This window comes from Leptolyngbya cf. ectocarpi LEGE 11479 (assembly GCF_015207065.1).
Taxonomy (GTDB): Bacteria; Cyanobacteriota; Cyanobacteriia; order Phormidesmidales; family Phormidesmidaceae; genus Leptothoe; species Leptothoe ectocarpi.
Genome location: NZ_JADEXP010000173.1, coordinates 1 through 13,059, shown reverse-complemented (window position 1 = coordinate 13,059; position 13,059 = coordinate 1). Strand labels below are relative to the sequence as shown.

Annotated in this window: 10 protein-coding genes; 2 read left to right on the top strand and 8 right to left on the bottom strand. The window is 49.1% G+C overall.

All coding sequences use genetic code 11. The annotated features are described in order from the left end of the window. Positions 1 to 83 precede the first annotated feature (83 nt). A complete protein-coding gene (locus tag IQ260_RS17700) occupies positions 84 to 923 on the top strand; it encodes an N-acetylmuramoyl-L-alanine amidase (RefSeq protein WP_193994437.1) in 840 nt (279 codons plus the stop codon). A gap of 7 nt (positions 924 to 930) precedes the next feature. Here the strand turns inward: IQ260_RS17700 and IQ260_RS17695 are convergent, their stop codons facing one another. The 7 genes from IQ260_RS17695 to IQ260_RS17665 form a co-directional block, all read right to left on the bottom strand. Next, a complete protein-coding gene (locus tag IQ260_RS17695; protein WP_193994436.1) occupies positions 931 to 1,902 on the bottom strand; it encodes a hypothetical protein in 972 nt (323 codons plus the stop codon). A 55-nt stretch (positions 1,903 to 1,957) separates the two neighbouring features. After that, positions 1,958 to 2,887 (bottom strand): Npun_R2821/Npun_R2822 family protein, encoded by a 930-nt coding sequence (locus IQ260_RS17690; RefSeq protein WP_193994435.1) that lies wholly within the window; start codon positions 2,885 to 2,887, stop codon positions 1,958 to 1,960. 9 nt (positions 2,888 to 2,896) lie between these two features. After that, complete coding sequence (locus IQ260_RS17685) at positions 2,897 to 3,895, bottom strand: Npun_R2821/Npun_R2822 family protein (protein WP_193994434.1); 999 nt, start codon at positions 3,893 to 3,895, stop codon at positions 2,897 to 2,899. A gap of 64 nt (positions 3,896 to 3,959) precedes the next feature. Next, entirely contained in the window at positions 3,960 to 6,047 is a 2,088-nt protein-coding gene (locus IQ260_RS17680; protein WP_193994433.1) for an ABC transporter ATP-binding protein, read from the bottom strand. Between the two features lie 66 nt (positions 6,048 to 6,113). Then, positions 6,114 to 7,358 (bottom strand): glycosyltransferase family 4 protein, encoded by a 1,245-nt coding sequence (locus tag IQ260_RS17675; RefSeq protein ID WP_193994432.1) that lies wholly within the window; start codon positions 7,356 to 7,358, stop codon positions 6,114 to 6,116. Between the two features lie 265 nt (positions 7,359 to 7,623). Then, positions 7,624 to 8,502 (bottom strand): ribosome biogenesis GTPase YlqF, encoded by an 879-nt coding sequence (gene ylqF / locus IQ260_RS17670; RefSeq protein WP_193994431.1) that lies wholly within the window; start codon positions 8,500 to 8,502, stop codon positions 7,624 to 7,626. A 42-nt stretch (positions 8,503 to 8,544) separates the two neighbouring features. Continuing rightward, positions 8,545 to 8,955 (bottom strand): universal stress protein, encoded by a 411-nt coding sequence (locus IQ260_RS17665; protein ID WP_193994430.1) that lies wholly within the window; start codon positions 8,953 to 8,955, stop codon positions 8,545 to 8,547. A 168-nt stretch (positions 8,956 to 9,123) separates the two neighbouring features. Between IQ260_RS17665 and IQ260_RS17660 the strand changes: the two genes are divergently transcribed. Beyond that, positions 9,124 to 10,329: a phosphoglycerate kinase gene (locus tag IQ260_RS17660; protein ID WP_193994429.1), complete on the top strand. Its 1,206-nt coding sequence runs from the start codon at positions 9,124 to 9,126 to the stop codon at positions 10,327 to 10,329. Between the two features lie 275 nt (positions 10,330 to 10,604). Here IQ260_RS17660 and IQ260_RS17655 read toward each other — a convergent pair whose 3' ends face one another. After that, positions 10,605 to 12,266 carry a BCCT family transporter gene (locus IQ260_RS17655; protein WP_193994428.1) on the bottom strand — a complete coding sequence of 554 codons (1,662 nt, stop codon included), beginning with the start codon at positions 12,264 to 12,266 and terminating at the stop codon, positions 10,605 to 10,607. Between the last annotated feature and the right edge of the window lie 793 nt (positions 12,267 to 13,059).

Sequence of the window (13,059 nt, the reverse complement as noted above, 5' to 3'; positions counted from 1 at the left end):
AAGATTAATAAGCGTCAAAGTACTGCCAAGTAAGGCAGTACTTTCGTTAATGAGAAGCGCTGCACCATCAGGTTCTTTAATAAATGGGCGATCATCGTTGGTTCAAAATTGGAGTATATGTCGGCACATTTTGTCTGGCTATGGTGATCACGGTTGTTCTAGCCACTACTTATAAAATGACGTTTGGCCCTCAGGTCGCAGCAGCCCCCGTGGTGGACGGTGACATTGAGGCAGCAGTAGCAACCACACCCCTTGCGCCCGAACCTCAGCTAGCGTCTCCCTCTCTAGCCTCTCCCTCTATTGAGAGCGGGTTTATGTACACGGCCGATTATAGGGGGCCCACTTACACCCCGACAGAGCGGATTGAACTCGCCGATCCCTCTAACTATGGCGAGCGCTATACCGTCGATGCCAATGGTCAGCCCTTGTCTCACGATTACCTAGCCGTACTCCATGAAACCGTCTGGAGTGCCAATAGCGCTATCAATACATTTCAAACCTATCATCCTCGAGACGAAGATCAATCTAGCTATCACACCATCATTGACCGGGACGGGACAGTCATTTACATTGTGCCCCCTGATAAACGGGCCTATGGTGCGGGCAACTCTGTTTTTGATGGCCCCAACGGTCCTGAAACGGCGCTCACCAATGCTCAGTTTTCCGCTTCTGTGAATAACTTTGCTTATCACATTTCCTTAGTGACCCCATCAGACGGTCAAAATAATGGACCCTCCCACAGTGGTTACACAGATGCTCAATATCAGTCTTTAGCATGGTTACTAGCCCGTACAACCATTCCCGAGGAGCGGATTACCACCCATGCTCTAGTCGATCGCTCTGGTTCTCGTCAGGATCCTCGCAGCTTTAACTGGCCTCACTTTTTAGAGTATTTACACCAGTACCCTAGTCGGCAGGCTTAGGGTGAATTTACGGCTTCTCCTGTGGGTGCGCACCCACCTTGGTTAGCCATAGGTCTAGATTGAGGTCGTAGTAACCTTCTTGGCCAGGGGGGTATTCACCTTGCTCAATGGCATCAATGATTTTGGGTAGGGCCGCTATATAGTCCTGCCCTCGGACAACGGGGTGCAACGTCCATGCATCTGGGTTGGCTAAGGTGGCTCGCCAGCCGTTAGTACGTTCTAGTTCCTGGGAGATCATCACTTCCCAGGAGTCTAATTTGCCTCGACCAGTCCAGTAGTTGAGCCAGGTGAGCACCTGGGGGGGGAGCTGTTTGAGCCAATCATTTTTATAGTCCATCCACAGCACTGGAATGGGTAAAAAGGCATCGAAGCTTTGTTTCTGGATCAAGTAGGTCCGACTGCCAAAAAACTTGAACCGATAAAAGCCCTCGTCCTGTTCATAGGAGACCCGCTGGTGAAGATGGCCATCGGCCCGAGGTGGACCTGACAGGGGACGAATAAACAGCACCTCCGGACGTCGTTCCATCAGCTCTATGCCTTCAGTAATCCAGCTGTGCCCAGGCTTTTGGTACTGCAGCATATCGCTGTCAAAGTGAACCACATAGTCCCCAACGGTTTCTTCTAGGGAGAAGATCGTCCCCAAAATGGGATACCCCTTCCAGTTGTGGGTAGGTTTGGGAATAGACCCAAAGTGTTTTTTGTATACCCGCCGCCGGTAGGCATCGTTATAGTCCATGTCTACTAGACGATCGGCAACACCCATGTCCACTAATTGAGCGCAGTTTTCCCGCAGCTGCTCCAGAGTGCCAATGCCGGGTCGGCCCACTTTATCACCGCTCAGCGGTGCCGTATCGAGAAACAGCACCCTCTCGGTAAAGGGATAGTGACTGGTGCGCACCAAATGGGGAATCGTCTCCATCATAAAAGGGATGTCGGTGCGGGCCACCATGATGGAGAGTGAACAGCTAGGAGGGGTCATGGGAAAAAGTCATGAATGTAGGGTGGGCACGGCCCACCGGGGAATGGGGAATGGGCTATCGCTTCAGCCGTTGTATCAGCCGACGAACAGTTTGTTTAAACCGCTTCACAAGCAGCTGCGTACTCTCCTGCTCCTCTGCGGGCGGCCGCGGATCATCCAGATATCGATAATATTCCCACAGCTCTCGATAGGGACCACCGGGTCCCATGGGAGTTCCGGCCCAGTGGAGATAGCGCAACCGGACTTCACCGTCATACAGAGCATGGTCGCGAGTCACAAAGTGTTTCATCCCGCCCCAGCTGCCGGGCTCGTTGGGTTCTACCTGGGCGATGTTGAGCCGATTTTGGATGCTGTTGAGCACCAGATAGTTCATGATCGGCTGATCTGTCGTGCCCCCTGAGAAATCGAAATAATTACGGTTTTGGGCACATTCATCTAGACGTGCGTACATTTCATCCAGGGTGATGGTGCCTTTTTTAGAGCCCCAAAGACCGCTATTAAAAACAGAATTGACAATATTCGGGGGAAAGATGCCCCGTTCAACGGCACTAGGAGAAAACACATCCCTCAGCTTCCGTCCTTTAAAGTGATAGTCACAGCAGATAAAGTCTGCTCGGTCGAGGTAGGTCAGGGTGTGGGATACCGGTTCAAAAAAAAGGATATCTGTGTCGATATAGAGAAACTCGTCCAACGGCCCAAACCAGACGGCCAGCTTTCGCATTTTGTTGGGCAGGGCCAGAAAATCGCGGGGGAAAATCTCGCTAATTTTTTGGGTGAAGGTATCTAAAAATGCGAGATCTGGAAACAGCTGTACTTGATAAAGTCGCTTGAGCGTTTGGAATAAGGCCTGGTAGTCATCGTTAAAGGGAATCATGTACACTGGCACGTCCGGATCATGACGCCGCAGGCTGGCTAGGAGTGCGATCGCATTTTCTCCCACCTTTTGATTCGCCACAATGTAAACACCTCTAGTTTGGCTAGTCATCAGTCCCCCCTAGGCCAGGCCAATTTTTTTCATCAATCGCTGCTGTAGGGACGGCGGCTGATTGTAGGCCCTGGGTTTACCGAGCAATTCTGGCATGGGTTCATGTAGATAGCGGTAGTGCAAAAACGTCTGACGGTAGGGAAAATCAAGATTTTCGCCACTGCAAACGCGGCGAAATAGTTTTGAAGACAGACCAATATAATGCAGGTAGCTCAAACGTTTTCCCCGGTCGTAGACCAAACCATCGCGTTCTTCAAAATGTTTGGATGAGACCGCATTCCCCGTCGCCTTGCCCTCAGGACGCCATTCTAGAGCCACATTATGAACGCTGCGATTGTTAATCTGAACCATATAGTTCAGCAGCGACTGGTTAGGCGCACCCATGTACAGTACATCGGAGTTGCCTTGCCCCAGTGTGTCTACCACGTGGTCCAACTCCGCCTCTGAAAACAGCCCCCGCTTAGAGGCATAGCAGCCGGAACAAAAAATATCGCGCTGCAGCCGTTCGGCAGAAAATACGATCTCCAGCTTGTCAGAATTGACATTAAAAATATGGCTGAGGTCTTTGAACTGGAAATCGTAGACCACCACATCTGCCTGGGACAACCGCTCAAACATAAAGTCGAGGGGCTGCAGCACCAGGGTGTCAGCATCGAGGTAGATAAATTCGTCAAAGGGGGCTGCCGGGTCAAAGGAGACATAGCGGTGGTTTTCACCTACCCGATAAAACTGGGTTTTTACCCCCGAGGCTTTCCACTTTTTGATAGCGGTCGGGTGGGTTTGCCAGACCCGTAGAGAAAAGTCTTCCCAAAATTTAAATAGGGTCGCATCGTCCAACAGCGAGACGTTATCCCGCTGGGCCACTTCAGCCGTCACCCGCTCAATGTCGTCATTGTAGGCAATCACACAAACAGGAATATGGCCTGAATTTTGTTCAATGCTGTTGAGCAGAGCGACCAGCTGGTCGTAGACCACATCATTGGCTAAGGTATATATGCCACGCTTCATAGGAAATCTAATAGATAGTTGTTATATAAAGTCTCAGTGGGAAGAGTTTGTCCTTACCTGACTCTCAAGAGAGTTGGTTTGAGGGAGTAGATGTTGTTGTTGGGCTGGGTGGGGATGATTTCATGGGTGTACTGATGGCTTCTAAATTTTCAACAACACTTAGCAAATCAATGGCAATGGTTTGGGCATAGGACATTAGCTCTGCCTGCTCGTAAGGATCGTCCACATCATCTTGGATTAAGGCCAGTAGGCCAATCATGGAGTTTAACTGCGATCTCAACTCATAGGACGACTTACCAATCGCTTTACGATAAACCGGCACAATACTAGACACCAGGTTACCAGCACCATTCTCACGCCCGCCCTTAGTGCGCTGCATCGCATGGAGTTTGGCATAGGCCCCTCTCTTTGCCAACAGGTCTCCATGGGTACCCACCTCCATAACCTTGCCCCGCTCCAGGACAGCAATTTGATCGGCCTCATGAATGGTAGACAGACGGTGAGCAATGACTAAGGTGGTGCGGTCTCGACTCAGCTCATCAATGGCATTTTGTACCAACCGTTCCGACACCGTATCCAGGGCGCTGGTCGCTTCATCCAAAATCAAAATATCGGGGTCTTGTAGCAGCGCCCTGGCAATGGCTAAACGCTGGCGTTGTCCCCCCGAAAGTAACACGCCGCGATCGCCAATCATGGTCTCAAATCCCTGGGGCAGATTTTCAATAAACTCATAGGCATTGGCCTGCTTAGCCGCCGCCTTGAGTTCAGTATCTGTAGCCTCAGGTCGACCATAAAGCAAGTTCTCTCGCACAGACGCATTAAACAAGAACGTTTCCTGACTAACAATGCCCAGATTTGACCGATAGCCGCAGAGGTCTATCGTCTTGAGATCCACCCCGTCCAGTTCAATGGTGCCGCTGGTAGGATCGTAGAATCGGGGCAATAAATCAGCCAGTGTTGATTTACCTGCCCCTGACGAACCTACCAATGCCAAGGTTTGCCCCTTGGGCAAAAACAGATCAATTCCCCGCAGTATTTCCTGCTCGTGGCCTGGATAGTTAAACCGAATCTGATTAAAATGGATGCCCTTTTGGAGCGGACGATAGGGTTTGGCCCCCCTCGGCATAAACGGTTTATCATCTCGCTTTAGTAGAGCCGTCACCACTTCTACACTTGTTGATGTATTGGCAAGGGTGCTGCGCTGACTGTTGAGCTGGCCAATAAACGGCAACGTCCTAAACAAAATAATCAGATACGCAACCAGGGAGGATTCAAACAGCTCTAGCTGATTACTAAAAGCCATCCGCCCCAGCACTGCAATTAGCATCAGCGCTAAAATATTGATAATTTCGTTAAAAGGCGCAATGCCAGCAAACACCAGCTGGGAATTAAACTCGGCACTTTCTCGGTCAATAATAATGTTGTCTAAATAGTTATATTCCCGTTCTTCATTGGCTGTTGCCTTGACAAGACGAATCCCCGATAACACTTCGAAGACCCGAGAAGAATAGGCTTTAGAGGTCTCAGACAGTCGCTTCCCCAGGACTTTAGAGCGTTTAACAATAAACTGATTAAGCAGTGTGACCGAACCTAGCGTCACGGTTGAAATCACTGTCAGCTGCCAAGAGGTAAGCAACAGCAAAATTAAAAAGACTGCAAGCGTGATCACCAAGACAACAATGCGAACTAAATTTCTAATCGCAATGGTGGTGCGATTCACCTCCACATTTAACTGATTGATCAAATCACCAATCTTAGTCTGGGCAAAGTATCCCAAATCAACATCCAAAAGCATGCGCAGCCCCTGGCGTCGTAGCGACATCGCCAGTTTGCGGTTCAATGTGCCCGCTGTCAGCGCACTGGCATAGGTGGATAGACTTTTGAGTACAATGACGCCTACCACCGAACCGGCCATGACCGGTAGGCGAATGTTTTCGGGTAACCCATCAAAGACACTCACAAACGTCTGCAAAATGGGTGGTAAGGAGCCTGTATATTCTTCCGCCTGTCCCAGCAGCTCAAGCAAAATCGGCAAAATTAACAAGGTGCTCACCCCGTTAAACAGTGCCCCTGAGAATCCCAGTAGAACTGTAAAAAATAGAAGGGTTGGATATTTAAAGAGCGACTGGGTTAATAAGCGGGTAGAAGACATGAATAATTAGTCTAAGAATACTCAATAGATGCCGGTCGAGTAATTAAGTAAAGGTGTTAGCAAAAACTAACCCCCTTGATCTAGCTGTTTAAGTTTTTGTCTATAGCCTAACTGATTCTGCGGTTGACCCTTAAGGCATTGCTGAATCAGAGGACCTAAGGTCTCTGCCATCGCATCGATACTATAGTGAAGGACACAGCGTTCTCGAGCCTGTCGACCTCGGTTAGCGGCCTGTTGCGGATTATTCAAAATGGTTTTCACCATGTCGGCCAGCTGCTGTGGAGATTCGGATTCGACTAAATAGCCGGTATCTCCTAAGATATCGGGGATATCACCAACGGTCGTCGCTAAAATTGGTTTAGCCATTGCCATCCCATCCGTTAGCTTGAGGGGAAACTGGGCCCTGGCTGCAGGGTGGTCACGCTGGGGTACGACGATCACATGAGCGGCTGCCACAACTTCAGGCATCGTATCGTAGGAACACTTTGGCAGCTGGATTAACCAGCGCCCCCAGCGCTTAGCCAAAGTTTGATCGTAGTCATCATAAGGACTCCCTCCCACGATCACCAATCGCAAATCCGGCCAATTCACGATGTCGAGAGCCGTTAACAAGTCTTCAATTCCCTTGTAGGGGCGGGGTGCGCCTGGAAACATCAGCACTCGATAGTTGGATAGACCGTACTTGGCACGGCTCACCTCGGGGTCATAACGCTCAGGATTGAATAAATCAATATCCTTACCGTTGGGAATGTAGGTGCCCCCAAAGCGATTCTGTAAAAACTGGGTATGCAGAGTCACGGCATCGGCCTGGAATACCAGATTTTCAATCCACCGTAGATAAACTGGATGGTCTGGATGGCGCAGTTCTCCATCAGCTTTCAATAACCCTCTGACAACGTTACGGGGTGTCCAATGGTAGCGGCGATGGTCACCACCGTGCCAGCTGAGTTCCCAATCATCAATATCTAAAATGACCGGACGATGATGATATAAGCGGTGTAAAAGGGCTAAGCCAAAGCTGCTAGGCTTTGGCTTATAGGCATAGACAATGTCACCGCTTATGCTCTGCAGCAGGGTCCTGGCTGCCCCCAAAAATTTAGGATAAATATTGCCAGAAATTGCCCTGATGGGAAACTTGGATGGAAAAGTAACTTCGGTTTCACTATCCGTAAAGCCAAGAATTTCTACGTCATGTCCCAAACGTTTGGCGGTCTCAGCTAGCAAAAATGGCCGCACTGCTCCTTGCCAACGGCCCGCACCGGACTTAGATAAATCACTGGCAATAATAGAAATCTTGACGGTTTTAGCCATACTCTCGGATATTGAAACATCCAATGGACTATGAGTTAGACACAGGGAGCAAAGCTATGACTATCGAATCGTGTCGGGATGTTCCCTTAATGGGACGGTAATGGATGTGCACAACACTCCTACCCATCAATATTTCCCGTTTGATTCGAATCCTATCTCAGTCCGCGATCTCAAACTGATGAACGAATTTAATCTTCGCTGAAGATTTACATCTCGACTCCTGACCTCCGCAATAAGCCTGTGTTAGCCAGAGCAAGGTAGCGCATCATTCGAACTCGTCGGGAGGGAATTCCAGCACTAGATTACCCAGATTGCCTTTGCGAAAGTCGTTTAGAAGCTGGTGGGCTACCCGTTCGCAATCATTATGATGTCGCTGGGCCAAAAGATTTAGATAGGACTCGCCTGTATAGGGTTCACCGGCCTCTGACGTGCGGGGAATGCTGTAGCGAGCTGCGATCGCACCCCCATAATCCCCATCCCGACCATCCAAATCCTGAATCAAATCCAAAAATGCCGCCGCCACCCGCTGGGTGTCATAGCTGGCATTACCAATATCATCACAAATTGCCAGCTTGAGGGCCGCCCCCTGATCGTTTAGCTTGAGCGGGATAATCCCAGGGGCATCCAGCAGCTCGATCTCATTCGAAATGCGCACCCATCGCAGCTGCCGCGTTACCCCCGCCCGCCGTTCGCTCACCACCACCTTGCGTTTGAGTAACCGGTTGATCAGAGCTGACTTACCCACATTGGGAAACCCAATCACCACAGCCCGCACCGGTCGCGGCCTCATCCCACGACTTTTCCGCCGAGCATTCATCGCTTTGCCCGCATCTTGAGCAGCCCGCAGCAGGTTTTGCACCCCTGTACCCTGTTTCGCATTGGTAAAGTAGGCCGTTTGCCCCTCAGCCTTAAACCAGGCCTGCCAGGCCTGCCGGGCCTCAGGCGAAATCATATCCACCCGATTTAGCACCAGCACCCGTGCCTTGTCACCGATCCAATCATTGACCTCAGGATGGTGGGTTGCCAACGGAATCCGTGCGTCTCTAACTTCCAACACCACATCCACCCGCTTTAGCTGCTCTTTTAGAGAGCGCTCCGCCTTAGCAATGTGACCGGGATACCACTGGATAGAGGGCGAAGACATAGCAAACAAGAATAGGCGGCGATCTATTCTAGCGGAGTGTCCCTACGGCACCACCATCACCGGGCAGGGTGACAAATTAATCACCCGACTACTCACACTTTCCGACTGCCCTTCTGACGTCAAACCAATGCCGCGACACCCCATGACAATTAGATCTGCTGAAAACTCATCGGCCACATCGCAGATCACAAACGCCGGATTTCCCTCGCGCTCAACCGCTTCCGTATCAATGCCCTGGTTCGTAAAAACAGTCTTAGCCTGGGCCAAAAGTTGAGCCACTGCCTCCGGCGATGTTTGCTCAGGATGAGCACTGCCACCCGCACTATTGGGCGTCTCAACGACCGATAGCAAAATCAAATGACTCTGATGATATTTCACTAACTCCGCAGCTTTAAAAGCCGCCTGTTGCGCTTCTGGACTAGCATCTATCGGAAATAAAACGGTCTTAAACATAGCGTCAGAAACCCTAGACTTCGATCAAAAATCAGAGCCGCAATAAGCGATAATACCTATTAAGGAAAGAAAATGTATCATCCCTTTACATCTAGGGTAATCAAGCTTGCCCTAGCTTTGAAGTGGGGTGTACGTAACGTAACAAAATTGCAGTAGGAGGATAGTTCTGTGGCAAAGAAATCCGTGACTGACTTGTCAGCGGCTGATCTGTCAGGCAAGCGTGTGCTGATGCGGGCAGATTTTAATGTGCCTCTCGATGACCAAGGCAACATTACTGACGATACTCGGATTCGGGCAGCACTGCCTACCATTCAAGCCTTGACCAGTAAGGGTGCCAAGGTGATTCTGTGTAGTCACTTTGGCCGTCCTAAGGGTAAAGTCGTTGACAGCATGCGACTAACGCCCGTTGCTGTACGTCTGTCTGAGCTATTGGGCCAAGATGTTATTAAGTGTGATGACTGCGTTGGCGATTCTGTAACAGCAGCGTTGGCCGACATGGCTGACGGTCAAGTCGCACTGCTAGAAAACGTACGTTTTTACGATGGTGAAACCGGCAACGATCCTGAGTTTGCCAAGAATCTAGCCTCTGTCGCTGAGCTATATGTCAACGACGCGTTTGGTACTGCCCATCGTGCCCACGCCTCCACGGCGGGTGTAACCGAGTACCTCAGCCCCTCCGTTAGCGGTCTGCTCATCGAAAAAGAGCTGCAGTATCTACAGAGCGCTGTGGACAGTCCCCAGCGTCCCTTTGCGGCTATCGTTGGCGGATCCAAAGTTTCCTCCAAGATTGGCGTCATCGAAACCCTACTAGACAAAGTAGACAAGCTGTTTATCGGCGGCGGCATGATCTTCACCTTCTATAAGGCCCGTGGTCTTAGCGTTGGTAAGTCCCTGGTCGAAGAAGACAAGCTAGAGCTGGCCAAAGAGCTGGAAGCCAAAGCTAAGGAAAAAGGTGTAGAGCTGCTACTGCCAACCGACGTAGTCGTTGCTGACAACTTTGCTCCCGATGCCAACGCCCAGACCGTTAGCGTTGAATCCATTCCTGACGGCTGGATGGGTCTAGACATCGGCCCCGACTCCATCAAGGTTTTCCAGGCGGCCCTTGCCGACTGCAAAGGCGTCATCTGGAATGGCCCCATGGGTGTATTTGAATTTGAGAAGTTTGCCCAAGGGACTGAAGCTGTGGCTAACACCCTAGCTGAGATTACAGCTACTGGCTGTATGTCCATCATTGGCGGTGGTGATTCTGTCGCCGCTGTTGAGAAAGTGGGCGTGGCTGAGAAAATGAGCCACATCTCTACCGGTGGTGGTGCCAGTCTCGAACTGCTTGAAGGCAAGACGCTTCCTGGTATCGCGGCTCTAGATGACAAGTAAGCCCTAATTCTAACTTTCCTTCTTGATTGACTTAGAAGGACTTAGAAATAAGCAAGTCCCTGCCTCTTGGTGGGGACTTTTTGTTTTGAGCTAGTCTTCTATAAGTAGTTGGTTGGGGCCAGACCGATATGAGTACGCTACAAGTTACTGCAATGACTAAAGTCTGATAACAAAGCAGTTCGCTATAAAAAAAATGGAGACGCGAAATTTCACGTCTCCAAAGAACAATCTGATTGTGCTCGTGAGCAGGTTACCTCAGCAGTATCATGACAATATTATGAGACAACTGCTTCGTCAGCTGATTTAGAGGACTGCAGTTCCTGTTCCTCGATTACAACACGATGCTCATAGGATAATCCCTTATAAATGCTGTAGCACATGAACAGCAATATCACGGTAAATGGTAATCCCGTCGTAATTGATGCTGTTTGCAAGGCTGATAAGCCACCTCCCAGTAGCAGCACGGCGGCAACAACACCTTCCAATACAGCCCAAAAAACACGCTGTGGCACTGGCGATTCTAATTTCCCTCCGGACGTCAAGCTATCAACAACTAGAGAACCTGAGTCAGAAGACGTTACAAAGAACACCACTACCAGCACAATCCCAACTAAAGAGGTGATGCCTGTCAGTGGCAGCTGCTGCAGCATGACAAACAGCGCTGTCGACACATCTGCTGCCACCGCGTCACTAATCAGACCACTAGAACCACCCAGTTCTAGACTTAATGCGGTACCACCAAATGTGGACATCCATAGAAATGTCAGAAGTGAAGGCAGTAGCAGAACGCCAAGCATGAACTCACGTACTGTGCGACCACGGGATATGCGGGCAATAAAGATGCCAACAAAAGGAGACCAAGAAATCCACCAGCCCCAATAGAATACAGTCCAGCTATTCTGCCAGTCTGTACCCGAGAATGTTTCAGTCCAAAAACTGAGGGTAGGTAACGATGCCGCGTAGTAACCCAAGTTTTCTACAAAGGAATTAACGATAAACAGAGTCGGTCCGGCAAAAAGAACAAACAGCAGCAGCACGCCTGCCAACATCATGTTCAATTCACTCAATCGCCGTACTCCATTTCCCAAACCAGACACCACAGACGCCGTGGCAAATCCTGTGATAATGGCAATCAGACCCACCTGTACCGGGGTGCTAATTTCTAAACCAAATAGGAAATTAAAGCCTGCGTTTACTTGCTGAACGCCAAAGCCCAACGATGTGGCCAATCCGAACAATGTTGAGGCAACGGCAAGAATATCAATCGCATTCCCCGGCCAGCCATAGATCCGGTTACCTAAAAGCGGATAGAAAACTGAACGAATGGTTAATGGCAGCCCCCAGTTAAACGTGAAGAACGCTAAGGACAAACCGACCAATGCGTAAATTCCCCAGGCATGCAATCCCCAATGAAAAAAGGTAATTCCCATTGCCTGCTGAGCCGCATCGGCCGTGTTTGGGGCAATCGTACCCAACAGAGCAGGCGGATCCTGAAAGTGGTAAATCGGCTCAGCAACACTCCAGAACATTAAGCCAATGCCCATGCCGGCACTGATTAACATTGCTAACCAGGCAAATGTAGGAAACTCAGGTTTGGCATCGGGTCCACCTAAGCGCACATTGCCTAATTTACTAATGGCAATGTAGACCCCAAATATCAGAAAAACGCTGACAGATAAAATGAGAAACCATCCCATGGCTCCTGCAATAAAAGTCTGGACTGCCCCAAACGCATTTTCTGCTGGTTCCTTGAAAATCAGCGTGAATAATACAAACAGGAGAATCAATCCCCCAGACACTAAAAATACTTCTGGGTGAACATCAAACCCGCGACCGATGAAATTGCGATCGCCAGGACGACGACGACGATGTCGGGTCGGTGCATGAGGCGGGATATCAAAAGAATTATCTTCCGGCCTCGAATTTTGTGAGGACATACGCTATTTATTACTTCTCAACACATCAATAGCCTTATAGAAGTGGTCAAGTTTACTACTCAATAATTTGCCTTAAAGGATCATCCAAAGCTTTTCTTTATCTAAAGCTTTTTTATCTAGAACGATTCTTGCAAGACGTTACAAAATCACTTAAGTAGGCCCTAAGTCGGTGGTCATAATTTGCGATGAGAAATCAAGTCCTCACTTCTGGAAGAAACAAGACTTAAAGATTCCAGAATTAAGGATTTGTAGGCATAAAAACCCTGAGCTACTTTGATAGCTGCTTACTAATAGAAATATCTTTTGGTTAAGGAATCAACCTTACCAAAACTGAGGGTTTGGGAGCAGATTCTCAGACGTCAAACGACGTGTTCTCATCGATAAAGAATTGAACTATTCTGCTTTACCAGCGATAAATTGTGACTCCATAACTTATTTTTCTTTCTAACTGCAATTAAATTGTCAGTAGAGATAACTATCTTGTCAAGAAAACCTTATCGACATGTTTATTTATCGATATATTTTGACTTATCTACATATTTGCCTGACATATTTGCCTGACATGTTTACCTGTAAGTATATTGCGACTGAAAGATGCTTAGTTACGGCTATTGACACGATAGTGGATGTTCCTAAGAAGGAGAGAATACCTGATTGAGGCATTACTTGGCACGCTTACATTGCAAAATTCGGTGTTATTCCAAATCTCTAGATATGCTTAAACATGCCATCTGGTTGTTACCAAATCTAAGAGGGATTGGGAGAACGCAGACAAAGCCCGGTGCTTCAGCAC

Bases quoted from the DNA above. Each gene is read 5' to 3' on its own strand.
- IQ260_RS17690 (WP_193994435.1), bottom strand. From the start codon at position 2,887: ATGACTAGCCAAACTAGAGGTGTTTACATTGTGGCGAATCAAAAGGTG.
- IQ260_RS17680 (WP_193994433.1), bottom strand. From the start codon at position 6,047: ATGTCTTCTACCCGCTTATTAACCCAGTCGCTCTTTAAATATCCAACC.
- IQ260_RS17655 (WP_193994428.1), bottom strand. From the start codon at position 12,266: ATGTCCTCACAAAATTCGAGGCCGGAAGATAATTCTTTTGATATCCCG.
- IQ260_RS17665 (WP_193994430.1), bottom strand. From the start codon at position 8,955: ATGTTTAAGACCGTTTTATTTCCGATAGATGCTAGTCCAGAAGCGCAA.
- IQ260_RS17700 (WP_193994437.1), top strand. From the start codon at position 84: ATGGGCGATCATCGTTGGTTCAAAATTGGAGTATATGTCGGCACATTT.
- IQ260_RS17695 (WP_193994436.1), bottom strand. From the start codon at position 1,902: ATGACCCCTCCTAGCTGTTCACTCTCCATCATGGTGGCCCGCACCGAC.
- IQ260_RS17685 (WP_193994434.1), bottom strand. From the start codon at position 3,895: ATGAAGCGTGGCATATATACCTTAGCCAATGATGTGGTCTACGACCAG.
- ylqF (WP_193994431.1), bottom strand. From the start codon at position 8,502: ATGTCTTCGCCCTCTATCCAGTGGTATCCCGGTCACATTGCTAAGGCG.
- IQ260_RS17675 (WP_193994432.1), bottom strand. From the start codon at position 7,358: ATGGCTAAAACCGTCAAGATTTCTATTATTGCCAGTGATTTATCTAAG.